The organism is Stieleria mannarensis (assembly GCF_014154935.1).
GTDB classification, from domain to species: domain Bacteria; phylum Planctomycetota; class Planctomycetia; order Pirellulales; family Pirellulaceae; genus Stieleria; species Stieleria mannarensis.
In genome coordinates, this window is record NZ_JACEHH010000003.1 from 287,708 (window position 1) to 313,167 (window position 25,460).

The 25,460-nt window shown below is 59.3% G+C and carries 18 protein-coding genes, 2 pseudogenes and 1 riboswitch; of the genes and pseudogenes, 11 read left to right on the plus strand and 9 right to left on the minus strand.

Translation table 11 applies throughout. The features are described 5' to 3' along the window. Positions 1 to 84 precede the first annotated feature (84 nt). The 4 genes from H1B37_RS03575 to H1B37_RS03590 form a co-directional block, all read right to left on the minus strand. Positions 85 to 999 (minus strand): PEP-CTERM sorting domain-containing protein, encoded by a 915-nt coding sequence (locus H1B37_RS03575; protein WP_182865225.1) that lies wholly within the window; start codon positions 997 to 999, stop codon positions 85 to 87. 195 nt (positions 1,000 to 1,194) lie between these two features. Continuing rightward, a riboswitch (cobalamin riboswitch) is annotated at positions 1,195 to 1,429 on the minus strand. 86 nt (positions 1,430 to 1,515) lie between these two features. Continuing rightward, positions 1,516 to 2,073 carry a hypothetical protein gene (locus H1B37_RS03580; protein WP_182865226.1) on the minus strand — a complete coding sequence of 186 codons (558 nt, stop codon included), beginning with the start codon at positions 2,071 to 2,073 and terminating at the stop codon, positions 1,516 to 1,518. Between the two features lies 1 nt (position 2,074). Continuing rightward, positions 2,075 to 5,434 carry an efflux RND transporter permease subunit gene (locus H1B37_RS03585; protein WP_182865227.1) on the minus strand — a complete coding sequence of 1,120 codons (3,360 nt, stop codon included), beginning with the start codon at positions 5,432 to 5,434 and terminating at the stop codon, positions 2,075 to 2,077. Positions 5,435 to 5,501: 67 nt separating this feature from the next. Further along, positions 5,502 to 7,022 carry an efflux RND transporter periplasmic adaptor subunit gene (locus H1B37_RS03590; RefSeq protein WP_182865228.1) on the minus strand — a complete coding sequence of 507 codons (1,521 nt, stop codon included), beginning with the start codon at positions 7,020 to 7,022 and terminating at the stop codon, positions 5,502 to 5,504. Between the two features lie 1,094 nt (positions 7,023 to 8,116). Between H1B37_RS03590 and H1B37_RS03595 the strand changes: the two genes are divergently transcribed. Both H1B37_RS03595 and H1B37_RS03600 read left to right on the plus strand, forming a co-directional pair. Further along, on the plus strand, positions 8,117 to 8,452 hold the full coding sequence (locus H1B37_RS03595) for a zinc ribbon domain-containing protein YjdM (RefSeq protein ID WP_182865229.1): 336 nt from the start codon (positions 8,117 to 8,119) through the stop codon (positions 8,450 to 8,452). Between the two features lie 98 nt (positions 8,453 to 8,550). Next, positions 8,551 to 9,591: a mechanosensitive ion channel family protein gene (locus H1B37_RS03600; protein ID WP_220498012.1), complete on the plus strand. Its 1,041-nt coding sequence runs from the start codon at positions 8,551 to 8,553 to the stop codon at positions 9,589 to 9,591. 14 nt (positions 9,592 to 9,605) lie between these two features. Here the strand turns inward: H1B37_RS03600 and H1B37_RS03605 are convergent, their stop codons facing one another. Then, complete coding sequence (locus H1B37_RS03605) at positions 9,606 to 9,995, minus strand: CoA-binding protein (protein ID WP_182865230.1); 390 nt, start codon at positions 9,993 to 9,995, stop codon at positions 9,606 to 9,608. 581 nt (positions 9,996 to 10,576) lie between these two features. On the opposite strand from H1B37_RS03605, the gene H1B37_RS03610 reads away from it, so the two are divergent. The 8 genes and pseudogenes from H1B37_RS03610 to H1B37_RS03645 all read left to right on the plus strand — a co-directional run bounded on the left by H1B37_RS03610 (position 10,577) and on the right by H1B37_RS03645 (position 20,084). Continuing rightward, positions 10,577 to 11,011 carry a DoxX family protein gene (locus H1B37_RS03610; protein ID WP_182865231.1) on the plus strand — a complete coding sequence of 145 codons (435 nt, stop codon included), beginning with the start codon at positions 10,577 to 10,579 and terminating at the stop codon, positions 11,009 to 11,011. Positions 11,012 to 11,016: 5 nt separating this feature from the next. Further along, positions 11,017 to 12,477, plus strand: coding sequence for an efflux RND transporter periplasmic adaptor subunit (locus H1B37_RS03615; protein WP_182865232.1), 1,461 nt, complete (start codon positions 11,017 to 11,019; stop codon positions 12,475 to 12,477). After that, complete coding sequence (locus H1B37_RS03620; protein ID WP_182865233.1) at positions 12,474 to 15,701, plus strand: efflux RND transporter permease subunit; 3,228 nt, start codon at positions 12,474 to 12,476, stop codon at positions 15,699 to 15,701. The genes H1B37_RS03615 and H1B37_RS03620 overlap by 4 nt, the downstream gene beginning before the upstream one ends. A gap of 368 nt (positions 15,702 to 16,069) precedes the next feature. Beyond that, the gene (locus H1B37_RS33625) at positions 16,070 to 16,441 is read left to right on the plus strand and encodes a hypothetical protein (RefSeq protein ID WP_286177371.1); all 372 of its coding nucleotides are present in this window, start codon (positions 16,070 to 16,072) and stop codon (positions 16,439 to 16,441) included. A 503-nt stretch (positions 16,442 to 16,944) separates the two neighbouring features. Further along, a pseudogene (locus tag H1B37_RS03630) lies at positions 16,945 to 17,997 on the plus strand (DUF1559 family PulG-like putative transporter); the annotation flags it as partial. A gap of 68 nt (positions 17,998 to 18,065) precedes the next feature. Next, on the plus strand, positions 18,066 to 18,872 hold the full coding sequence (locus H1B37_RS03635) for a DUF4198 domain-containing protein (protein WP_182865236.1): 807 nt from the start codon (positions 18,066 to 18,068) through the stop codon (positions 18,870 to 18,872). A gap of 39 nt (positions 18,873 to 18,911) precedes the next feature. Continuing rightward, positions 18,912 to 19,241: a hypothetical protein gene (locus H1B37_RS03640; RefSeq protein WP_182865237.1), complete on the plus strand. Its 330-nt coding sequence runs from the start codon at positions 18,912 to 18,914 to the stop codon at positions 19,239 to 19,241. A 216-nt stretch (positions 19,242 to 19,457) separates the two neighbouring features. Continuing rightward, the gene (locus H1B37_RS03645; protein ID WP_182865238.1) at positions 19,458 to 20,084 is read left to right on the plus strand and encodes a DUF3124 domain-containing protein; all 627 of its coding nucleotides are present in this window, start codon (positions 19,458 to 19,460) and stop codon (positions 20,082 to 20,084) included. Between the two features lie 77 nt (positions 20,085 to 20,161). Here the strand turns inward: H1B37_RS03645 and H1B37_RS03650 are convergent, their stop codons facing one another. From H1B37_RS03650 to H1B37_RS34760, 4 genes and pseudogenes are all read right to left on the minus strand, one after another. Beyond that, positions 20,162 to 21,841, minus strand: coding sequence for a Kelch repeat-containing protein (locus H1B37_RS03650; RefSeq protein WP_436298136.1), 1,680 nt, complete (start codon positions 21,839 to 21,841; stop codon positions 20,162 to 20,164). Between the two features lie 144 nt (positions 21,842 to 21,985). After that, the gene (locus H1B37_RS03655; protein ID WP_182865240.1) at positions 21,986 to 22,450 is read right to left on the minus strand and encodes a peptidase associated/transthyretin-like domain-containing protein; all 465 of its coding nucleotides are present in this window, start codon (positions 22,448 to 22,450) and stop codon (positions 21,986 to 21,988) included. 92 nt (positions 22,451 to 22,542) lie between these two features. Continuing rightward, positions 22,543 to 23,511, minus strand: a complete 969-nt coding sequence (locus tag H1B37_RS34755; RefSeq protein WP_436298138.1) for a DUF1559 family PulG-like putative transporter — start codon at positions 23,509 to 23,511, stop codon at positions 22,543 to 22,545. A gap of 36 nt (positions 23,512 to 23,547) precedes the next feature. Continuing rightward, positions 23,548 to 23,676 (minus strand): annotated as a pseudogene (locus tag H1B37_RS34760) (PEP-CTERM sorting domain-containing protein); the annotation flags it as partial. Between the two features lie 1,018 nt (positions 23,677 to 24,694). On the opposite strand from H1B37_RS34760, the gene hemP reads away from it, so the two are divergent. Next, positions 24,695 to 24,889 carry a hemin uptake protein HemP gene (gene hemP, locus H1B37_RS03665; protein ID WP_182865242.1) on the plus strand — a complete coding sequence of 65 codons (195 nt, stop codon included), beginning with the start codon at positions 24,695 to 24,697 and terminating at the stop codon, positions 24,887 to 24,889. Positions 24,890 to 25,460 lie beyond the last annotated feature (571 nt).

Consider the following 25,460-nt stretch of genomic DNA (forward strand, 5'->3'; position numbering starts at 1 on the left):
TGATGCCAGCCCGCACGCGTCAGCAAGGGGCCACGCGGCGTCCCTCGCTGACGCGGCGTCCCTCGCTCACGGGGAGCCCCTCGCTCACGCGGCGGGCTGGCATTGCACCGTTGGTTTTAGAGATCGGCCGACACGTTTGCGGCGTAGCGATCCGATCGTCGCGATCAATCCCAGCAGCGCGAACGAGCCAGGTTCGGGGACCGCGGAGATGTTCATCACGCCAACGCCCAACCCCTCGCCGAGGCGAAAATCGAATCCGCCTGATCCGCTGGTCAGCCAGTTGTCGACGATCGGGTTGCCTTGGCTGTCCAGAGACGACCCGTCGCCGGGGATGTCGACCAGACGCACGTACTGAATGTTGTCCAGATCCAACAAACCCGCGGCCACCAATGCGTTACCTTGCAAATCATCCAGGTCGAACGGCGTTCCGAAACCGGCGGCGTGTTTGCCTGCCAGGTTGTAGACATTGGTGACGTCAAAGGGCGAGAAATTGCTTCCGAATCCTCCCGACAAGGCTCCGGTGTTCAAGCTGATGCTGGGGAAACGGGCGAAATCGCTGCCGTTGGTCGAGACGTCGACATAGGCGAATTCGGCAAACAAACCCGGTGTGCCATCAGCGTTGGTGCCGAAGGTGAATCCATTTTCGAAAACCGCAAAATCGTGTCCGGCTCCATTGCCGATTCCGGTGGGGAATTGGACGGTCAGAAAGCCCGGCAAGTCGCCGTCGGCGATTTCTGCGGTATCCAAATCTCCCAGACTGTTGAAGCCACCGTTCTGGTCGATCGACGAACTTCCCCGCGGGCCGAACATTGTCCGCGTCGAATCGATCACGTCGGCCCACTCGACGATTCGTTGGTCATCGGCGGCAACCGCGCCATCAATGGCGTGATTGGTCTCTCTCGGCCCCGAGTAGATCTCGGCGGACAACGGGGAAGCGAACAGCAACAGCACGATACCGCCGAGGGCACCGCTGGGACGAAAGGTTTGAGAAAACTTCATGGTTAGTCCATTGCCGAGCTGAGATGCCAGGTTGCCGGCGCGGACCTTCACCACTTTTCCTTCATCGATGAAGGAAACGAGGGCGTCTGGGGGCGCGAGCGCGAGGATTCGTCACTACGGCGGATAGCAGGGAACTGTCAATCCAATACGCGATTTGCTTCACGCATTGCAACGTTTGCCTCAATCCAGGAAGGCACCAAAACGTCTTGTCGAGATAGGTCTTCTGACTTACCACCGTTTCCGTTTGCTCACAGCCTTCTCATTCGCGGGCCTCGCGAACAATGGCTCTTGTTTAGAATGAAGCAACGGATGCGATTCGCTAGGATCGCGGGTGGCTCACAGCGGCCGGACCGTCCCGGAATTTCACCGGAGTTCCCTGTTCACTCGCCCGGAAGCATCCGGGCGAGTCATCTCGAACGACGGCTAGGATAGAACAAGATGCCCCTCTGTCAACACGGGGCGGGATCACGCGACAATCCGTCAGCCAGATCGCAAATTGCTGGCCGATTCGTAGAGTCACGAATGCCCAGGGTCGGCGTGATCATGTCCACTGTGATCATGCCCAGAATGGTCGTGATCATGCGCCACGTTTCCCGTGTAGGACTTGCCATCGATTTCGATCACGACGGCGCCTTCGGCTCCGGCATCGAGCCAGTCGTGCAGTTTTTCGTCGGCGGATTTGAACCGCGAGGATTCTCCCAGCGGGTCGTCGGAGTCGGGATCGGCCGCCAAGAGAAACGAAGCGACCTGGCCGTCATGCTTTAAGCTGAGCATCAATTTTTCCGCCGCGATCGGGACCTGTTTGCTGGCCGATCCGTCCAACACATACATCAAGATGCCGTCATCACCGTGCACCAGTTCGGCATGGTAGGCCTCATTGCCAAGTTCCACCAAGTCGCCACCGTGGGGACCGTGTTCGGGATGCCCATGATCATCGTGGCTTGTCGTGTGATCGCTGCTGCCGCTTTGGGCCGTCGCATCGCCGCTGTCAGAGGGCGGATCGCTCGTGCCTCCGCATCCAGTCAACACGACGACCAAACCGAGCAATGACATAAAACGGAAGGTGAACTTCATTTCAATCTCGTTCAAAAGGGGAAGATGAATGGGAATCGACCAGGTCCTGTCGCGACCCGTCATCGAGAATCTGGTTGCCGGCACGGCGACCGGCCGACCAAAACAGCGCGGGGCGGACAAAGAATTCGGCCAACGTGCTGGTGATCAGACCGCCGACAATGACCGTCGCGATCGGGTACAGAATTTCTTTGCCCGGTTCGCCCGCGGCCAAAGCCAAGGGCAGCAATCCGATGCCACTGGTCAGCGCGGTCATCAACACCGGTGCCATGCGTTCTTGTCCGGCCCGTTTGACCATCTGACGCGTCCACGATTCGCCTTCGTGCTGGACCAGATGCAGATAGTGGTTCAGCAACAGAATTCCATTGCGGCTGGCGATGCCACACAAGGAGATGAAGCCGACCATCGCGGCGACGGTGAGGTTTTGGTCGGTGATCACCAATGCGGCGACGGCACCGATGAACGCGGTCGGCAGCGCGACCAAGACCTGCAGCGAGAAATTCACATTGCCGAACAGCGTGTACAGCACCAAAAACATCCCGATCAGCGCCACGACCGACAAGACGGCCAGTCGTCGCGATGCCGACTGTTGGCTTTCGAATTGCCCGCCGTACTCGATGAAGTAGCCCGGTTCCAGTTCCATTTCGGCCAACCTGGTTTTGATTTCGTTGACCACGTCGACGACTCCCCGCTGGGACACGTTGGCCTGCAGGACGATCCGGCGGCGAACCTGTTCACGCTTGATCATGTTCGGTCCGCTGCTTTCGTAAATCCGCGCGACCGCCTCCAAAGGAACGACGCCGCCGTCGGAGAGGGGAATGACCAGCCGTCGTAGTTTGGAGACGTCTTCGCGGAACGGTTCGTCCAAACGCACCAACAGGTCAAAGGTGCGTTGCCCCAGCAACACTTGACTGACGACTTCTCCGTTCATGGCGGTTTGAACCATCTCCATCACGTGTGCCGGTCGCAGTCCGTTTTGGGTGAGCGCGTTCCGATCGAGTTCGATCCGCAATTGAGGAATGTTGGTCTGTTGTTCGATCAAAATATCAGTCAAACCCTCGATGTTCGCGATCCGACGTTTCATCTCCTCCGCCTTGTTGCGAAGCACGTCCAGGTCATCGCCGTAGAGTTTGATCCCGATTTGGGCCTTCACCCCGGAGATCATGTGGCTGATCAAATGGGCGAGCGGTTGTTCGGTGCTGGCGACGACACCGGGAATCTCGTCCATCGCGTGCCGGATTTCGTCGATCGTTTCTTCCCGATCGGCATCCTCGGCGAGTTCTAAATACAGTTCCGAGACGTTGACACCTTCGGCATGTTCGTCCAACTCCGCCCGCCCCGTTCGCCGGGCGATGGACGTGACGTCCTCGACCTCCATCAGTCGTTGTTGGACGGATTGACCGATCTTGTTGCTGGTCGACAACGAAGTCCCGGGAGCAAGGAGAGCGTTAACTTGCACGGAACCTTCGTTGAATGGCGGCAAAAAATCTCGCTCCAACTTCGACACGGCAAACATCGCAAACGCCACCAACACCGCAGCGATGCCCAACACGGGACCGGGCATGCGTGTGCTGAGATCGATCATCAATCCGGCAATCCCCTTGAAACCCTCCAGCACGCGACCTTCGGTTGCCGCTTCATCGCCGAGAGCTGTTTCGAGGCCGCAAATCAGGATCCAAAGGATTGGCGTGAATCCGATCGCCCACCAGATCGGATCACCCGGCATACCGCCGGACCAGCCGATCAGCTCTGCCACACGAGGGATCACCCAGTAGACGGCCAATGCGGAGATCCCCAGCGACAACACCGGCAAGACAAACCGCCAGATCTTTCGTCCGGTCAGCAGCAACGACGCCAGCACCGGTGTCACCGTCAGCGAAACGGCCAAGGAGACGACCAAGGAGACGACGTAGCCGGCTGCCAAGGGGACAAACAATTTGCCTTCCATCCCTTCCAGTGCGAACAGCGGAAGAAACACCAGCACGACGATCGCGGTGCCGTAAACGACACTGCTGCGGATTTCGATGCTGGCGTCGTATACCACTTTCAGCACCGGCCGCGGATTAACGCTCGCTCGATTCTCCTTCAATCGCCGAAAGATGTTCTCCACATCAACGATCGCATCATCGACCAGTTCACCGATGGCGACCGCCAGACCGCCCAGCGTCATCGTGTTGATCGACAGCCCGAATGCGGCGAACACGCACGCGGTGACGATGATCGAAAGCGGGATCGCGGTCAATGTGATGAAGGTGGTGCGGAAATTCAGCAAAAACAGGAACAGAATCACCAACACCAAAACCCCGCCGTCGGCCAACGCTTCCACAACGTTCTCAATCGCACGGTCGATGAAGGATCGCTGGGAATAGACGTTTGCGATGCGGATATCGTTGGGCAGTGCCGTACTTAAATCGTGCAAGGCTTGCTCTATCGCACGATCAACGGTTCGTGTATCGCTGCCCGGTTGTTTGTTGACGGTCAGCACCACCGCGGGGCCGCCGGCGACGTTGCCATCGGGTTCGCGGACGTAGGCGGATGAGTCGCCGCGCATCTCCTGGACGCCCTGGACAACCCGTGCGACATCTCCGAGCGTGATCGGACGCCCGGAACGCAATGTGATTGCAATCTCGTTTAATTCGCTCAGGCTGGTGATCCGGCCCAGACCGCGGACGAGCAACTCATTGGGGCCGCGCTGGTCCAAGTAGCCGCCGGTGGCGTTCAGGTTCGCTTCGGCCACCGCGGTATGAACGTCGTGCATCGTCAGATCGAACGAACGCAATTTGTCGGGATCCACCAGCACTTGATATTGCATGCGCCCGCCGCCCATCGTGAACACCTGCGAGACCCCGGGGATGGTCAACAGGCGTTGACGGACGACCCAATCGGCCAAGGTCCGGACCTGCATCGGCGGCGTTTTCCCTCCTTCGCTCCACATCCCATACATCAGGATTTGGCCCATAATGGATGAAATCGGTGCCAGCGTCGGCTTGACGCCCTCGGGCAGCTGCTCGGTGGCCAATTGCAGCCGTTCGGTGACGACCTGGCGATCGTTATAGATGTCCGTGCCCCAACCGAATTCAACGTAGATGACTGACAGCCCGATGCCGCTGCTGCTGCGCACCGCTTCGACACCACTGGCACCGTTGAAGGCGGTTTCCAGCGGGAATGTGATCAGCGCTTCGACCTCCTCGGGCGCCATGCCCGGTGCTTCGGTGATGACGACGACGCGGGGTCGATTCAGGTTCGGAAAGACGTCGATCGGCAAACGCGTCGTTTGATAGCCGCCGACGGTCAGCAGGATGACCGCGGCGGCCAGGACGATCAGTCGATTGCCAAGTGAGAGTGAAATGATTTTGTCTAACATGGGCGCCGAGCGCGGAGTGGCCGTTGGATGATTGAAAGCGTGCGTTGCGGGGCGGGGACGTGGGCCATCAGTGATTGTGCCCGGCGTGCGGATCGATCGCTCCGCCCGACCGGTTCTTCATCGCCATCTGCAATTGGTGGGCGCCGCCCACGACAATCGTTTGCCCGGGCCAGACCTGACCGTCGTTGGCAATCGCCACGTGCAGCAAATCGCGGGCGAGGACAGAAACGGGAACGCGGTCAAAGTGATCGCCGTTTTCGACGAACAGATAACGCTCCGCGCCTTCCTCGGCCACCGCGTCTTTGGGGACAACGATCGCGTCGTCGATCTGAGCAACAGGCAGCCGCACGGTCAGCCGTTGGCCAAGTTTGTAGCGCCAGCTGATATAGCGTTTTTCGCCATGCTGCTCGGTCCGTTCGACCTTGTTGGTCAGCGAAACGTAGAACGGCAGGGCGCGCGATCGGCGATCCACTTCGGTTCCGATGTAAATCACCTTGAGTCCGTCGATCAGTTCTGGACCTTCGCCGGACGATTCAAGCACCGCTTGGACGTTCGCGCCGTGATCGGCCGCTTCGCGCAACGCTTTCCCGTCGCGTTGAAAGGCTTGGCCTTCGATCAATACTTGGCTGAAGTCCGATAGCTGAGCCAGTTCGTCGCCCGCGGTGACCGACTCACCACGTCGTGCGAGCAATTCAGTGACCAGGAACTCGGCATCCACATGTCGATGTTCCTCCGTCATCGCCGGAGGCTGCAGCAGCGAGGCGTATCGCTGTGGCGATGAATCCGACAGCCGGTCGTTGGCGTGACCGAGCGATTCGTGGTGCAACGAGTCGTCTTCGTGGATCAACGGCGCGTAAACCGTGATCTCTCGAATCAAGACCCGGGTGCGTTCGATTTCCTTGATTTGGTTTTCCGTCAATCCGTGCAACAACATCGCCTGCCGAGCCGCTCGCACACCGGCCATCAACTTGTCGCGTTCGTACTGACGTGCCAGCAACGTTTTGCCGGCGATGGCACCGGATGTCGCAATCGACGACAATCGATCGATCTCGCGCTGCTCTACATCCAGTTCCCCCAGCTTGGTTAGAAACGTCTCTTGCGTGTTGACCAAATCTTGATGGGTCAGCCGCAAGGTGAACAACGGCGCGCCGCTTTCGACCAACTCGCCTCGAGAAACCAGAATCGAATTCAGGACCCCCGTCAGCGGCGAGGTGACCGCGATGTGGGTCCGCCCCGGCCACTGTGTCACCACACCGGGGACTTCGATGTACTGGGTGTACGGTTTCACCTCGATCGGCGAGGTACGCAGCCGCAGATTGGCGCGCGCTTGCGTGCTCAACTCGATCGATTCGACGTCGGAGTGTCCGTCGTGGTCTTGATGGGCGTCGTGCCCGTGATCATCGTGCCCGTGATCATCGTCGTGGTCGTGATGATCCGAGTGACCATCCACGGCTTGGTGGTCGCTTTGACCAATCTTCAGCTTCGGCGAGGTGATCGCCCAAACACCGATCGCGATGGTCACGATGATGGCGACTAGGGTCGTCAACACGGTGCGGACGCGCGCAGACGAGAGGTTTAACCCGGTCATGGTGAGGTTTCCGAACAGGGGAACTCGTCCGCGTTGAATTGAAATTCAACGCGGGCATCACCGTGACGCGTTGTCAACATCGACGGCGACGGAGATGGCAAACAGGATCGAACGCAAAGACGTCGACCGGCTGATCAAGTTTGCCAAGAGCAGTGCAGCGCGCACCGGGACTGGGAGTCGTCCGGAAACCAGTGGGACCGGAGCGGACGGTTCGACCAGCCGTGGCGTGAGGCCCCCATCAACCATCGGTCGGAGAGCACCCATTCACAGGGAAGCTGGAGCGTGTCCAGCGAAAATGGAATGCCGCTGGACGCGAGGTAACTGCATTGAACGACCGAACAACACGGCGAATCTCCCTGTCGGCATGGCGTTTTCGGGCAGCAGCTTTGATCGACCGCTAACCAGAACACTGCGACAGACACCTCGGTGCCGAATCCGTCAGCGGGCGAAGCGTCCTTGCCGGTCTCCGTCCCCTTGGGGGAATGATCGTGTTGATGGCAGCCATGTCCGGCACAGGCGTCCGCCTCGCGCACCGATTCCCATCGTCCGTGGTCGTGCGGCACACCGGCGCACACATGATGGAAACTGCACCCGAGAATCGAGTGCAGCAACATCGCTGCGACGGTGAGAAAATTGCACGAGGCGTTCACGTGAGGATTCCTGGTGAAGAACCAATGTTTTTGTTATCGACGATCGGGTCATCTGGGTAAAGAAGATTTTTCGCACGTGAGGGGGAGGCGGCAAGTTAAGACGTGGATCACGGACCAATGATGTCCGCGATCTGTTGGGGGAGAGTGCATGGGGGGCCCGCCCCCCCCCCCAAGGCGTCCGCGCCTCATCTCGCTCGCATTCAGCAGGCTGCCGGCCCCTTCTTCCTCAGCCTTTCTCTCCCACAAAGCCGGCGGGAAGGGAGCCGTGGTAAGTTGTGTAGACACCAATGCGCAGAGGGAGGGTCGCGGAGGAGTCAGCGACGACGCGAGGAGGGTTGATCCACGATTTGACGCGACCGGGTGTCCGTGCTCTACCCAAATCCTAGTCCGCAGAACACAATCTTTTGCCTGACAACACGCCCGCCAACAACGCCCCGCCCCCCGATGAGCGAACTCCCCAACTGCCCCGAGTGCGACTCGGAATACACCTACGAAGATGGAATCCTGCTCGTTTGCCCCTCCTGTGGGCATGAGTGGTCGCCGACGGAACCCGAAGTGGTGGACGACCAGGCAACGCGCGATGCCAATGGGAACGTGCTCGAATCGGGTGACACGGTGGTGGTGATCAAGGATCTGAAGGTCAAGGGCGCGACGACGGTCGTGAAAGTCGGGACCAAGGTCAAAAACATCCGCATCGTCGATGGTGACCACGACATCGACTGTAAGATTGACGGCATCGGTGCGATGTCGTTGAAGTCCCAGTTTGTCCGGAAGGCGTAGCGAAACCGCGACGTCGATTGCCGGCCGAGCTTTGCTGGGCTGGGATCGGCGCCCGGTCCTGCCGTCCAACCAAGATTGCTGATCCGAGATTGCCGATCATGGAAATCCTACAGCGATACGTCCTGGAAATGTCCGGTTTCGTGCCGTTGCTGGTGACGGTCGCGGTCGTCGTGGCCGGGCTGTTGCTGGTCGATCGGGTGCTTAAACGGCGCTGGCAGGACAACCCGGAGGCGCAGTTTCGGTTCCAGTTGATCATGCTGTCGCTGACGTTCGCCGGCCTGCTATTGATCATTCTCGCTTTGCCGGTCCGTGATGAAACCCGCGGCCAATTGCTCAGCTTGATCGGAATCTTGCTCAGTGCGGCGATCGCACTTTCCTCCACCACGTTCATCGGCAACATCATGGCCGGGATCATGATGAAGGCGGTCCGAAGTGCCCGGCCGGGGGATTTTATCACCGTCGCCGAGTTGACCGGACGGATCACCGAAATGGGATTGTTGCACACCGAAATTCAGACGGAATTGCGAGACTTGGTGACGGTGCCCAACCTGTTCATGGTGACGCAACCGGTGAAAGTCGTGCGTTCATCGGGAACGATCCTCACGATCGAAGTCTCCTTGGGGTACGACATCGCTCACCGAGATGTCTCGCGTGTGATGTGTGAGGCGGCCAGCCGATCGGGGCTAAAAGATTGTTTCGTTCACGTGCGACAACTGGGGGATTTTTCGATCACGTACCGTGTCGCGGGTCTGTTAGAGGATGTCAAAAGCCTGATTTCCGCTCGTTCGCGACTGGCGGAATCCGTGCTCGATGCGTTGCACGACGCAGACATCGAAATCGTTTCCCCGACCTTCATGAACACCCGCGCCATCCCCGACGACAAACAGTTCATCCCGCAACCGGCCCTGAAAATGGCTCCGCCGAAGTCGACCAAAGCGGAGGATGTCGCGTTCGACAAGGCCGAAGAAGCCGCTTCGGTCGAACAGTTGCGTCAAGCGATCGATTGGATCGATCGCGAATTAGCCGCAAAGCGGGACGAATCGGCCGACGCTTCCGGCCCGACGCCCGAACAGTTGAATGCACGCAAAGAGCGTCTGATCGAGCAGCTGAAAGACGCGCAGGATCAATTGAGCGACTAGCGTTTCGCCAACGCCTACGTCCGAGCCAGTAACACCAGAATGCAACTGCCGTCGTCGATGACGTTGATGCCGGCCTGGCGAGCCGACGCGCTGGCCTGTTCGTCTTCCGCACCGGGTTGCATCCAGATGTGTTTCACACCCGCGGCGATCGCGTCGGCGACCACGCTGCGGGTGACGGGCGGCGGGGTGATGATCGACAACGCGTCGGGGACCACCGGCAGGTCTGCGATCGTGGCAAACGCGCGATGCCCCTCGATTTCATCCTGTGCCGGATTCAACGGATAAGCCTGACGACCGGATGCCAACAATGCTCGGAAAACCTTATTGCCATACTTCTCGCGGCGCGTCGATGCCCCCGCGACCGCGTAGGTCCCCGAGGCGAGGAACTGTTCTATCAAATTCATAGCGTAGGTTACCGATCCATTTTTTAGGGCAACGATCAGAATTCTGCTTCTACAAGGCCAGCACTTCCGCAAGGGCAAGTGTAGTGGCGTCGTCAGGACCGTTCATGGAATAACCAACCGCAATCACGAACCGTCAATGCTTCGCAAGCGACGGGCAACCGGTAAACTTCTGCGGACAAAACGCTGGGTCCCCTTGGGTTACCGATGCTCGCCCACCCACCGCTCTGGATCATTGCGCCCCCTCCCATGAAACTCTGTGGTTGAATTTTATTCTGCGAAAGTCCATTTTTCTAGAAAGACGTTCGCTCCTGCCAGGGTTATCTACGTCGTTGTCGCTCCGCCACGAGCGTTCGGTGGTGTTCGATCCGACCGGCTCGCCGTGTTGATATGGTTCCACGTGTCTTTCACGGAGAGGGCGATCGACGGGGAGTTTCCCCATCGCCCGACTTCGGACCTACGCGTCTGAGTGTGCCTGGGGAATGAGCTCGGGTTGGATCCCGGCGTCAGACGGTGCGGATGAACGTCCGATTCGAGCATTTGCGGTATTCCGATTCAAAACCGAAGAAATCCATGACAGGACAATGTTGAATATCAATAACGAAAAGTCCGTTTCCATCGGGTTGCTGGTGCTTCGCGTCGGCATCGGTTGTTTGATGCTGGTCCACGGTCTGGCCAAGTTGAATGGTTTTGGGGAAATGGCCGACAGCTTTCCGGATCCGATCGGGCTGGGCAGCAAGTTGAGTCTGGTGATGGCGATCGGGGCCGAAGTCGGTTGTTCGCTATTTCTGATCATTGGTCTTGCAACGCGTTTGGCGACGCTTCCGCTGGCGTTCACCATGATCGTAGCACTGTTTGTGGTGCACGGCGCGGATCCATGGAAAGTCAAAGAATTGGCGGCGATGTATTTGTTGGTTTATGTGTCATTGGCGGCGACCGGTCCGGGAATGATCTCGCTGGATCACGTCGTGGCCGGAAAGATCCGATCGGGCGGGAAGCCTACTGAGGAATCGGTGTGAAGAAGATGTTGAATGTTGTCGCGAAACTCGGTTCGATCGCCGGGATCGCATTGATGTTGTTGTGGGCCGGTTGCAATCGCGCGCCCTCGGGGCCACCGCAACGGCCGGATCCATCGGTCACGGTTGCCAAGCCGATCGTCAAGCAGATTGTCGAGTGGGATGCATACACCGGGCGGTTGGAAGCGGTCGATCTGGTGGAAGTCCGCGCCCGAGTCGGCGGCTACCTGCAATCGGTCCACTTTGATGAAGGGCAGATCGTCGAAGAAGGGGATCTGTTGTTCGTCATCGATCCGCGGCCCTTTGAAGCGGAACTGAATGCGGCCAAGGCGACGCTGCAGCAAGCGCAATCGAAATTGAAACAGGCCACCGCGATGCGCGACGAGGCCACCGCGCGTTTGTTGCAATCAGAAGCCCAGCTGAACCTCGCCGATTTGCGATACAAGCGCGCCCAAGCCTTGAACCAGCGGAGTGCGACGTCGCAAGAAGAGCTGGACGAGCGCGAGGCGGAGTTCTTGAAAGCCAAAGCGGACATCGAAGGGGTCAAGGCGTCGGTCAGTTCTGCCGAGGCGGCGATCGCGACGGCGCGGGCGGAAATCGAACTGGCCGAGGCGGGAGTGGAAACCGCGGAGCTGAATCTGCAGTACACCCGCATCCGGGCGCCGGTGACCGGGCGGATCAGCCGCAAGGTTGTCACCGAAGGCAACTTGATCGCCGGCGGAACCAGCACGTCGTCGTTGCTGACCACGATCACGTCGATGCAGCCGATCTACTGTGTGTTTGACGCCAGCGAACAGGACGTGTTGAAATACATGCGGTTGGCCAAGTCGGGAAAACGTGAGAGTTCGCGGGTCGCTAAAAACCCGGTCTTCATCGGGCTGGTCGACGAAGCCGGTTTCCCGCATCGCGGCCACATGGACTTTGTCGACAATCGCTTTGACATCGACACGGCCAGCATGCGAGCCCGGTGCGTGTTCGCCAATGAAGACCAATTGTTGTTGCCGGGAATGTTCGCCCGCGTCCGGATCCCCGGCAGCGCCGCGGCCGAAGCGGTGCTGATCCCCGATTCGGCGATCGGCACCGATCAATCGTCCCAATACGTGTACATCGTGGTCGACGGTGTGATCAAACGTCGTGCGGTCAAACCCGGGCCGATTGTTGACGGACTGCGCGTGATCCGCGAGGGACTGACCGGTGACGAGACGTTGGTCATCGAAGGCCTGTTGCAATCTCGACCGGACCAGACGGTGCAAACCGTGGAAGGGACGATCGAAGTGGTCGAGGACGGATTGCCGGATGATTACCAGCCGGTGCCGGAAAGCGAGTGGATTTCGCCGGCCCCGGATCCAGTACCGGAACTGACGCCCTTGACGATGACCACACGGCGCAAGGCTCGCGTTGGCGCATCCGACGACAAGGCCACCGAGCCCAAGTCCACTGAGGACACCAGGGAGGGACGCCGCTCATGAAATTCCCCCACTTCTTTATCGAACGTCCGATCTTTGCCGCGGTCCTGTCCTTCTTGATCGTGCTGGTCGGCGGAATCGTCTATTTTTCGCTGCCGGTCTCGCAGTACCCCAGCGTTGCGCCGCCCACCGTGCTGGTGCGGGCGTCCTATCCGGGGGCAACGCCGCAGGTCATCGCGGACACCGTTGCAACGCCGATCGAACAAGAAATGAACGGCGTGGACGACATGCTGTACATGGAATCGTCCTCCAGCTCCGACGGGACGATGCAGTTGACCGTGACGTTCAAGTTGGGGACCGACTTGGACGACGCCCAAGTGTTGGTGCAAAACCGCGTGGCGATTGCCGAGTCGCGTTTGCCCGAGCAAGTGCGTCAGATCGGCGTCACGACGACCAAGCAGATTCCAGACATGTTGATGGTCGTCCACTTGAATTCGCCCGACAACAGTCGCGACCAGCTGTACATCAGCAACTACGCGTTCTTGCGCGTCCGCGATGCGCTGATGCGGTTGGACGGCGTCGGTGAAATCCGCATCGCCGGTGGCAACGAATACGCGATGCGTGTTTGGCTGGACATCGAAAAGATGACCCACGTCGACTTGACCGCCGGCGAGGTGGTGCAGGCGATCCGCGGACAGAATGTGCAGGTCGCCGCCGGCGTCATCGGACAACCGCCGATCGACGACGCGGGGGATTTCCAACTGAACGTCACCACGCAAGGTCGACTGATTCGCGAAGACGAATTCGGCGACATCATTGTCAAACGCGGCAGCGACGGACGGGTGACGCGTCTGCGCGATGTCGCCCGGATCGAACTGGGCGCACAGGACTATTCGCGTCAGAGCTACTTGGACGGCAAACCCGCGGTCGCCGTGCTGATCTATCAACGCCCGGGAACCAACGCCGTGGACACCGCTGCCGAAGTCAAACGCGTGATGTCGGAGATGAGCGAGGACTTTCCCGAAGGCCTGGGCTACGAGATCGCCTATAACCCGACCGATTACGTCGAAGAATCGATCAGTGAGGTGTTTCAAACACTGTTCATCACGACGCTGTTCGTGGTGCTGACCGTGTTTTTATTCCTGCACGGCTGGCGGCCGACGATCATTCCCGTGATCGCGATTCCGATCTCGTTGATCGGCACGTTTGCCGTCATGCAGTTTCTCGGCGTGACTTTGAACACGTTGTCGTTGTTCGGACTGGTGTTGGCCATCGGGATCGTGGTGGACGACGCGATCGTGGTCGTCGAAAACGTCGAACGGCTGATTGCCGAAGGGTTGACGGCGCGGGAAGCGACGCACAAAGCGATGGACGAAGTCGGATCGGCGTTGATCGCCACGACGCTGGTGTTGATCGCCGTGTTCGTCCCGACCGTGTTCGTGCCGGGGATCAGCGGCCAATTCTACCAACAATTTGCGTTGACGATTTCGATCTCGACGGCGATTTCGACCTTCGTCTCCCTGACGCTCAGCCCTGCGCTGTGCGCGATCCTGTTGCGGCCCAAGGACGCACCAAAAAATCGGATCGGCAGGGTGATCGATTTCTTGTTTGGCTGGTTTTTCCGGCTGTTCAACCGAACGTTCGATTTTGCCGGCAACGTCTACGGTCGAGTGATCGGGCGGATCGTCAAAAAGACCGGATTTGCGATGGTCTTGTACGGCGTGCTGTTGGTCTGTACGGGGCTGAGCTTCGGGTTGGTCCCGACGGGGTTCATCCCCGACCAGGATCAAGGCTACGTCATCGTCGCGATCAATTTGCCCGACGGTGCATCGCTGTCCCGTACCGATGCCGTCGTCCGCCGTGTGGCGGAAATCGGCCAAGAGATCGACGGCGTCAAACACGCCGTCGGCATCGCCGGGCTTTCCGGCGCGACGTTCACGATCAAACCCAACGCCGCGGTGACCTTCTTGCCGCTGGAGGATGCGAAAGAACGCGCCGAGCGGGGGCGTAGTGTCCAGACGATCGTTGACGAAATGCGACGCGGCGTGTCACAAATCAACGAAGCTCAGATTCTGATCATCCCGCCGCCGCCGATTCGAGGTATCGGTCGCGGTGGCGGATTTAAAATGTACGTCCAAGACCGCAGTGGAGCGGGGCCGGACACGTTGGGACAAGTCACCGAGACCATGTTGGCCGCCGCGAACGAACACCCCGGCGTGATGCAGGTCTTCACCAACTTGCGGACGAATGTGCCCCAGGTCTATGCCGATGTCGACCGCACAAAAGCTCAAATGTTGGACGTGCCGGTCAGCAACGTGTTTGACGCGCTGCAGATCTATCTGGGGTCAATGTACGTCAACGACTTTAACTTTCTGGGGCGAACCTATCGCGTCACGGCCCAGGCGGAACCCGAATTTCGTGACGAAGCCAGCGACATTGTGAAGATCCGCACGCGCAGTGCCCGCGGCGCCAGTGTTTCACTGGGTTCGGTGGTCGACGTCAAGCAAACGGCGGGGCCGGATCGATTGGTTCGTTTTAATCTGTTCCCATCGGCCGACCTGAACGGCACGACGGCACCGGGGTTTAGCACCGGTCAGTCGCTGGCGACCATGGAATCCTTGGCCGAGCAGAATCTGCCACCGGGATTCGGATACGCATGGACCGAGATCGCGTTCCAGGAAAGGCAGGCCGGCAACACGATTGTCTTTCTGTTCCCCTTGGCCGTGCTGTTCGTCTTTCTGGCCCTGGCGGCTCAATACGAAAGTTGGCTTTTGCCGCTGGCGATCATTTTGATCGTTCCGCTGTGTTTGTTGTTCGCGTTGGTCGGCGTCTGGTTCCGCGACATGGACAACAACGTGCTGACACAGATCGGCTTTATCGTCTTGATCGGTTTGGCTTGCAAGAACGCGATTCTGATTGTCGAATTCGCCAAGGCGGAAGAGGATGCCGGCAAAAACCGTTTTGATGCGGCGGTCGCGGCCTGCCGATTGCGACTGCGTCCCATTTTGATGACCGCGTTCTCCTTCATTCTAGGTGTCGTACCCTTGTTGGTTGCCACCGGAGCCGGATTCGAGATGCGGCGCGTGCTGGGGACCGCGGTGTTCAGCGGCATGTTGGGAGTGACTCTCTGTGGGCTTTTCCTCACCCCCGTGTTCTACGTTTTGCTGCGACGGTTTGCCAAACGCATCCAGAAGGGCGAACCGGAGTCAGCAGCGACGAACGAGGAGGCCGAAACGCCCTCGAGCGTAGATGCCGAGACCGTGGTGGCGGAGGGGACGCCGGCTTGAACCGTTGATGCGGCAGCGGACCGCATCGAAGAGAATGCGGTTGCGGATTTACGCGTCGCGATGACTGGAGTAGAGTAGCGATTGTGAGGAGCGAGCCATGTTTTGGCACGCCGCGAGGCATGGACCCCGCATTGTTTTTGCTACATCGACTTCGATCGTCCGCGTTACGACATTCCGTCAGCAGTACGCTGTTGGTGGTGTTGGCGTGTGGAATGATCGGAATTCCAATTTCAGCTCCTCGACCCGAGAAAAGCGGTCGTTTTCCCTGTGAAAACTGCCCCTGTGGTTGTGCGACCGCCGACTACTGTTGGGACAAATGCTGCTGCCATAGCGACCGGGAAAAACTGAAGTGGGCACGCGACAACGGCGTGCGACCACCCGATTTTTTGGTCGCGCGGGTCCGCGAGACGTTGCCCGTCGCCGCAGCGGCGAAATGTCCGGCGAAGGCGAAATCGTGTTGTTGCTGTTCGGATTCGACCGCCCAATTTGATACGGAATCCGTTGTATTCGCCGACGGCACTGATTCGGCAAGAGCCTCTGACTCCTTGCGCGTCGTTCGATTGGAAGACGCCGCCCGCTGCCACGGGATTGATCTTCTTTGGTCGCTGTTGTCGGGCGTTGTCATCGACATTGAACCCGGGGTGATTCTCACGATCAACGCTCCGCTGCTTTACAGTCTTTCACTGGACAACGACCAGGCCGAGGCACGGGGCCATCATCCCGACCCGCCGGTACCATAGAGACGCGGATCGATGCTGCGCCGCCGGGGTTTGACAGCGACGTCATTCCTTTGCGGCCTCTCTTACCATCGGTTTGTTCGCAATGTTCGGCTTGTTGCTGCGCTGCGGTGCCGTCTGTCGTGATTCAATCAGACAGAGGCAAACCGGGACGCAGAAATCACCGCATCCGCGTCGGCGATTGAAGGCTCGCTCCTCACACCAGTGTGGTCTTCACCGTCGACGCGGAAGCGACCTGCCGGCTTGCGTTTCATCCCGCCCCTGTCCCCACTTCGCGGCAATCACTTGCCACGCGGACCGCTGGCGGTACGCGCCTGGCGGACTGCTCGTTCACGCCCCTCTCCTTCCAATACGATCCACCCATCATGTCGTCAATTCGGCGCACGGCGCCACATTACCAATCCCCCCTCGTCATAGGGCGGGACGATTGCACGCTCACCGTTCGATCGAACGTTGCTAGATCGACCGATCGTCATCGGGCTTTCCACACGCGTCGCACCAGACTTCGCCGCGCGTTCACACTGGTTGAATTGCTGGTCGTCATCGCCATCATCGGAATCCTGGTCGGTTTGCTGTTGCCTGCCGTCCAAGCGGCCCGCGAAGCGGCGCGTCGGATGCAATGCAGCAACAATCTGAAACAGATCACGCTAGCGATGCACAATTATGAAAGTGCGTTCCATAAGCTGCCGGCGAACTACACCAACGGCTCAAGCACGGCCGGCAATTTTTCCGTGTTCGCTCAGATGGCCCCGTACTATGAACAGGGCAACATGCTGGACCTGATCCATTTCGATCGGCCCTTGCATGTCGGATGTTGTCCGGGGCAATTGGTAGCGCCACATGACCAGGCGGCGGCGTCGGCGATCGCGACACTGGCGTGTCCCAGCGAGAATTTTGATCGCACGTTTTTTGTGACGTCACTTTCCGGTCGCGGTCCCACGCAAACCTATTCGGGGACTAACTATGCGATGAATAGCGGCACGGGTGTGGGGACATTGTACGACACTCGCGTCGCCACCGATGGAGTGCTTTGGATCAACGCCAAAATCGGATTCGAGGCCGTGCTGGACGGGCTCAGCCACACCGCCGCGTTCTCGGAACATTTGCTCGGCGTGCTTGAACAGTCGCCGGCCGAACCGACGGTCGATGCGATGCGCCGACGGACGATGATGAACGTCCGCTGCGATTTCATCAGCCGCTCCATGCCGCCGACCGAGCCCGGGATGCGAGGTTACGTTCTGCCCGAAGCCCCGCAGGAGCTGGAAACCTACACTCGCGCCAGTGGGCTGCATCGCGGTTGGTCCGGCCAACGTGGCGCGGGCTGGATCAACGGCCGCGAATACTGGACCAGCTACACCCACTACCACCCTCCCCAAAGCGGCATTCCGGACATGCAATCGTGTGGCTGGGGCGTCTTCGGTGCGCGCAGCAACCACCCCGGCGGCGTCCATGTGGCCCGCTGCGACGGTTCGGTGGACTTCATCAACGAGAGCATCCATTTGGATGTCTGGCGTGCGCTGGCGACGCGCAACGGCCAAGAAGTGAGCCCGTCGTTTTAACCATTGCCCCGACTGTTTTGCCCCAATTCTTTCCTTCCCTTCAATCCATGAACCCCAAAAGGAACACCATGCCAACGCTTCAACATTTTCTCGCTCCTCTTTGCATTTTGATGGTTCCGTGTCTCGGCTCCGCCCATGACGTCTGGTTGCAAACCGATTCGCCTGTCGTTCGCACCGGTGAAAACGTCCAAGTCGATCTGCGACTGGGCAACCATGGGAACCATCACCGCGATTTCAAGTTAGCCGGCCGAGTCAGCTTGGACTGGGTTTCGGTCGAGCACCGGGCCCCCGATGGCACGCGGACCGATCTTCGGAACGACTTGTTTGCAACCGCGTCGGCGGAGAAGGAGGGTTACTGGACAACCCCAATCGCCGTATCGCAACCAGGAGTTCACTGTGTGATTGAATCACTTCAACGGGTGATGAATCACGGCCGCCCGGTGCGCGGCGTCCGGACCGCCAAGACGTACTTTCTGGTCGCCGATTCGCTGGATTCGGCATCGATCGACCATCCGATCCACTCGCAGCCTGATGGATTACCTTTTGAGTTGGTGTTGCTGAACTGTCCGATCAGTGAAACCATGGTGGGACAGCCGATCACCGTCATGGTGCTGCATCATGGCAAACCGTTGCCGGACGTCGTGGTCAGCTTTATTCCCGAAGGTCAGGAATTGTCGGGCGAGTTTGATCCGGAATACGAGCGTCGCAGCGACGACCGGGGCCACGCGAGATTTGTTCCCCGTGTCGGCCGCCGCTACTTGATCGTGGCCCACCACAAAGCCGATGATGAACGATCGGACGAATACGACTACACCAGCTATGCATCCACCATCACCCTCCAGGTGGCGAATCAAACGCCATGGGCGAGGAAATAGTAGCCGGACAGCACCACTTTCTTTAACGAGGCAAATACCATGAAGTCCTTCTCATCTCTCACACTCACGCTACTTCTGTTGGGGATCTCCGGATGCGGCGGCAACACGGAAACCACCGCGACGCCCGCTCCGACGGCGGAAACGCCAAGCGAGGCAACCCTGACGGCGCTCAAAAAGGCGGATCTGCTTGACGGCAGTGAAGACCACGTGATCAAAAAGTGTTACGTCTGCTCTTTGGCGATGGACGGCGAGGAAAAATACTCCGCCGAGCTGCACGGATACCAAGCCCACTTGTGCAGTGATCACTGTCGCGAGAAATTCGAAGCATCGCCGGAAACAGTGATCGCGGGCGTTGAAGTTCCCGATTGATGGTTTCCCGATTGAATCGGCGACCCGGTGTGGTACCTTCAAAGTGTCTCTGAAGTCGCTCGTCAGCTTGTGAGGCGGGCGAGTGTCAGTGACGCGGCGTTACGTTCAAACTTCGCGGACTGTGAAGCTGTACCGAATAGGCGGGATTGGCGATGCGTCGGGCCGGCGGGTTTGGCGGTCTGGCCGTCGATCAACCGCCACACCGAGGGGAATCAAGTGTCCAACCGAATTACCGAAGAACAAGCGGAAAAGATCTCGCGGCAAATCAAGCTGTTGATCTTTCTGTTGGTCGTGGTGCCGATCCTTTTGATCGTCATCTTTGTCGAGTTTCGGTTGCGCTCGATGGCCAATAAGATCCCGTACCAGACGCCAAGCTTGCGTGATGAAGCTCGCATGGAAGTGGACACGTTGCCATGGCACGCCGTGCAAGGGCAACGACTCTACGTTCCGGCGTATTCGCATGTTTATCACCAAAAAGGTGAACCGTATCCGCTGACGGTGACGTTGAACATCCGCAATACGGATGTCGACAACGAGATCGCGGTCACCTCGGTCCGCTATTTCGACACCGCCGGAAAAGAACTGCGGTCGCTGCTGAAGAAGACGTTGCGATTGGCTCCCCTGGCGGCGACCGAGTTTGTGATCGCACGCGATGACAAGGCGGGCGGCGCCGGGGCGAGTTTCATCGTCGAGTGGCAGGCCGGGACCAAGGTCACGCAGCCGGTCGTCGAAACCGTGATGGTCGACACCACCAACACGCAAGGCCTGTCGTTCATCTCACCGGCAGTCGTGCTCAGCGAAGGCGTCAACGAGCCTGGCGAAGCGGATTCGAGTGCCGAATGAGCTACGAACGCTCCAGGGACTGATAGGACACATAGGACTTATCGGTCCCATCTGTGCTATTGGTCTTGTCAATCGGCTCAGTGAATTTCGATCCGATCGATCCGGGTGAACTTTCCGATTTCCATGTTCGCCCCACCGACCATCAGCAGCGTTTTGTCGCCGGTCGGTAACATGCGGTGAAAGAACCGTGCCAGCTGGCCCTTGGCGATCGTTTCCCAGCGTTGACCGTCGCCGGACAGCCGGTGTAGCAATCCGTCCATCGTGCTGACATACAGCTGGCCGCCGGTTGCATACGAGGCGGCCCCGAAACCCGCCATGCCGCTGCCCGGCAGCGACGGTGCTTCGCTCCAGGTTTGCCGCTGGGGATCATAGATGTCGACTCGAGTGGTGGGTTTCCCGTCGGAGTTCATCCCGCCGATGACAAACAGTTGGTCTTGATGAGCGGCGACCGTGATGGCCCGACGTTTGAAGGGCGGCGTTTTGACGGGTTGCCAGGTTGCGCCGGAATCACTTAGGTCGAGCGACCATGCGGTCTGATGCCAGTGACTTTCGCTGCTCTTTCCATCCAGACGCCAACCGCCGAACACGTAGACATGGTCGCCCAGCACGGCCGCGTCCAGCGACGAACGGGCTTCGGGCAATGCGGGCAAGTCCGTCCAGGTTTCGGTTTCGGGGTTGTACTGGGCGACAGCGTCCTGTGACCGCAAGTCGTGCTCTTCACCAAGTTCGTTGACTGCGGTGAACCCGCCGATCCGAATCAGACGGTTTTGATAAGCAACCAAGGCCAGACCTTGCAGCGAGGGGCCGCCGGGCAATTGACGCCACGATCCGGCTTTTCCCTCGGACAGGTCCAAGCTCCAAAACCGATCGGACTGTTCTTTGGTCGAATAACTATGGGCGTTACCGGTGTGGCCGCCGTAGACGTACAGCACGTTGTCGGCGATCGCCGCACCAAAACTGGTCAGCTCTTCGGGCAGATCCGGCAGATCGGTTGGAACGATCGATACGCTGTGATCGTTTTCCATGTCGGGGCGTTGCGGCTGTTTGGGGGCAGGCTTCGCGGCAGGGACCTTGCCAGGGATTCGAAAGGTCGCCGTCAGGTAATCGGTGGTGCTGTTGAATTGATTTCCGCCGAGCGTTCCGTTTTCGTCTTCGTCGGTCATGCCGGCCACGATTGCATTGAGTCCGGGTTGGACGACTTGATGCTTGAACGTCACGATCCCCGCGATGTCGGTTTTTGCGGACGCCTTTTCGTCGCCGTGGGCGCCCAATAGTTTCACTTGGACGTCTTCGGCGGGTTTGCCATCGGCAAGAATGGTGACCTGTAAACCGCCGCTGGGCGACCGCGTCACGATCGATTGTAACGGTGCATCCGGCCGCGGGGCGGACGGCCACTGTTTCGGCGCCCTGTGAGGCAGGTGTTCGACGTGATACGTCAGTTTCGTCCCGTGATACACGCCATAGGTGACATGGCCGGAAATCTCTTGCGACGCGTCCAACGCGTTGACGCTGCGGAGTCCGATCAGGGTGTCGCTATCGATCGCTTGCGTCGCGATGCCGTTTGAACTGGTGGATCCTGGGCCGCTGGAACTTGGGCCGCTGGAATTTGGGCCGCTGGAGAGCTTGATCCCAGCGATGGGGGCCGGCATGTGGTACGTCCGGTCTTGCGGCGATTCGCCGAACCAAAAGATTGCGTGCCCTTGTTCATCGGTTGCCAGCCAGGCCATGTGGGCCTTGGCGGAGATCGAAATCAGCATGCAGGACGCGACGGCGGCGCATCGGAGGAAGATCGAGTGACGGATCAACGAGAAAGGTTTCATGGGGATGGACTTCATTCGAGAAAGGTGAGGTGGGGCGAAACCGGGCGAAACAGGCGGGATGCCTGGCCAGTGGGGGAACCATTATTTTAAGAACTTGACTTCAAACGTCAGCTTGTTCGTTTGATCAGGAATCAATTGACAGCTCAGGTCACTCTCGGCATCGAACGCAGGGTCGATGACGGTACCAGGGGGCGGCAGCGATTTGGCTTGTTGGTCGGGAAGACCGTCCAGAAGCTCGGCGGGGATCATCGCGATGCGAACGCGATAGGTTCCACCATGCAGCCCGGCGGTCACGGGAATTTCGAACGTCCCATCGAACACCGGTGCCGATGCGTTCGGTCCGGTGGTATCACGCATCGGTTCCAGCGTCACGACGGCGCCGGACAAGGGGGCGCCGGACAAGGGGGTGCCGGACAGGGGATCGCCGTCGACGGTCACCGTCCCGGTAGCCGAAACGGACGGTTGGGGCGGCGCGCTGCATCCGCCCAAGGCCACCATCAACGTCAAAGCGAAGACAAACGCCGGCCGGACGCCGCCGTGTTGCATCGGTTCCACAGTGGATCGCCGGGCAAACGTCGCGACGGAGAGTTGACCTGTCGGGACCAATGTTGATCTGCAGCTGGAACAATGACGCGACATCACCAGGGAGCCTTGTCCAAGACTTCGCCGTCGTCGCGGCTGGTCAATCGATGCAAGGTGACCGCATCGACCGACTCGGTTAAAAATCGCACGCTCCCGTCGCTCAATACAAATTGGACGCCGGCCGCATGAGGACCACGAAACGACTCGTAGGACGGAATGTCGAACAGCGAAATCGTCTTGGCGTTGAAGCTACCGAATGTTGATGCGCTCGAGTGATAGGGATAGCTGATCGCCCATTTGCCCGCGCTTTGGCCGCCGGAACCCGGATACGGAAACGGCAGTGACGACGTCTCGCGAACCTGGACACCAAATTCGCCGGCCAACAGCGTGTTGGACGTCCCATCGGCGTTGGAAATGTCGTCCACATCGACCCAGGACAGCCAAGACAATGCCTCGGAGATTCCCGCCATCACCCGCTCGCTTTGAAACACGTTCATCGCGTCGACGATGGCGCCGTTGTGCATTTGATTGCGATACTTTTTGGTGCCCGTTGAAATCGCATAGCTGGAATACCCATTGGGAGTGCCACCGCTATCGGGCAACGACATCGACGGACACAGGTAGACTTCCGGCGTCTTCTTGGCGGGCGTTTCGTTTTGCGGCGCCCAGGCGTCGGCGTTCAAATCGAACTCCGCAAACAACGCGTCTTGTTCCACGTAGGGCAAAATCGAAACAAACGCGGTCAATCCGCCGCGGTGGACCGGGCGTCGGGTTGTCCCTCCCACCCGAATCCCCAACGCACTCGGCGGCAAACAACCGTTGACGTTGTCGTAGTTGTGCATCGCCAATCCGATCTGTTTCAAATTGTTACTGCACGACATCCGTCGCGCCGCTTCCCGTGCTGCTTGGACTCCGGGCAGCAACAAGCCGACCATGATTCCGATGATCGCGATCACGACCAGCAACTCGACCAACGTGAACGCGCCGCGCGAGCGATGCGGCCGAGCTTTCGGCGAACGGGAAATCGATCGACCGCGTTGGCGACGACCAGCACGACGTCGACGTCGAAGCACCAGTCCGCCGGTGACGGCACCCAGCACTGCCAAGCTTCCCGGTTCGGGGACGGCCGAAGGGGTGACGAAGGGCGTGCTCTGGGTGAACGTGTCGATGCGAAACCGGTCCAGGGACATGCTGGTGGATTGCGCATTGAAATCGAATCGAAACTCGTTTTGTGACGAATCCAAATCCCACAGTGCGAGATAGCTGACGCCCTCCCCACCGAAGGTTCCCCCCAAAGAGACGCGCGCCGTTTCGATCACAAAACTCGGCGCGATCGTCCCGGTCGTCGCCGCCGAAGCGCTCAGCAAGATCGACGAGTAATCCAGCTCGGATCCTAAGGTTTCGAACTGGGCCACGATCCGCGTGAATCCGCCGCCGGAAGTTCCCGAACGGACGGTCGCGTAGGCATCGGTCAAAAAGCTGGAACTGTCCCCAGGACCAAACAAGCCGCCGTAGGCGTTGCCGCTGGAGGCCAGCGATTGGTTCGATTCAAACGTCAGCGAACTGATCGGTCCGCCATCGCCGAAGCTGTCGTTGGCCGTCGGCGACGTGCCGGCAGGGAGAAACCCGGGCAGCGTGCTGCCCGCGAATCCGTCGAACGTGTCCCAAAACACGAAGCTGCTGTTGGCCTGTGATTCCGACCACGTGAACACGTCGCCGTTGACATCCGGCACCGTGTCGCCGGGGGTAAGGATGGCTGCGCGGGCAACCGGGGCGGTCCCGATCGACGCAACGCCGATGGCAACCGACAAAAAAACATACTGACACCAATGCACAGTTTGGACCTCACGATGCAAAACGGAACGGTAGCCCGCGCGTCGCCCTTTGCGACGGGGGTCGAAGCTTCGTTCTTGCTCGCTGGGTCATGCCTGCGACGGCGGCGGCTGGCCTGGCTTGCTACCTGTGAAAGCTATTGAGATTAGGTCTCAACAACGGGAAATGTAACCCGACGCTCGGCGCGGGGAAAGGCCTCCTGGGCAACAAAATCGTTCCGCCGCGTCTCCACCGTTTCGGATTGTGCCGCAAAAATGGGGGTAAAAAGTTTTCGCAGCGAATGTTGACAAAAAGAGAAAATGCGGGTTTGTTATTGAGATTGACTCGCAACAATGTCGCGACGCAGCGACTCGCCCCCCGTTCTCGGCCTGCCCCATGTCTTCCAGTCCCGCCGATAAACCCGACACCAGCCTGCCCGCGATGGCTGGTGCGGAGCTCGAGAATTCGCTCCGCAAGATTGTGCGATTTGTGGATTTAGCTCGCTGCGGGGACGAGGTTTGGATCGAATACGAAGGCAAGCTGTATCGGCTGCAGAGCACGCGGCAGGGGAAGCTGGTGCTGACCAAGTGAGCGAGTGTAGGAACCATTGTCCTCAATTGTTCCCTCTCAGCCGCTCTGGCTGAGAGGATGGATTGACTCTGCCCGCGTGGCGGTCAGTGGAACAGTTGGGGACAACGGTTCTACACTGGCCGAGAGGATCGTTTGCCTCGGCGGAGTGTAGGAACCATTGTCCTCAATTGTTCCCCCTCAGCCGCTCTGGCTGAGAGGATGGATTGACGCTGCCCGCGTGGCGGTCAGTGGAACAGTTGGGGACAACGGTTCTACACTGGCCAAGAGGATGGTTTGCCTCGGCGAAGTGTAGGAACCATTGTCCTCAATTGTCCCCCCTCAGCCGCTCTGGCTGAGAGGATGGATTGACTCTGCCCGCGTGGCGGTCAGTGGAACAGTTGGGGACAACGGTTCTACACTGGCCGAGAGGATCGTTTGACTCGGCGGAGTGTAGGAACCATTGTCCTCAATTGTCCCCCCTCAGCCGCTCTGGCTGAGAGGATAGAATGCCTCTGCCCGCGTGGCGGTCAGTGGAACAGTTGGGGACAACGGTTCGACACTGGCCGAGAGGATCGTTTGACTCGGCGGAGTG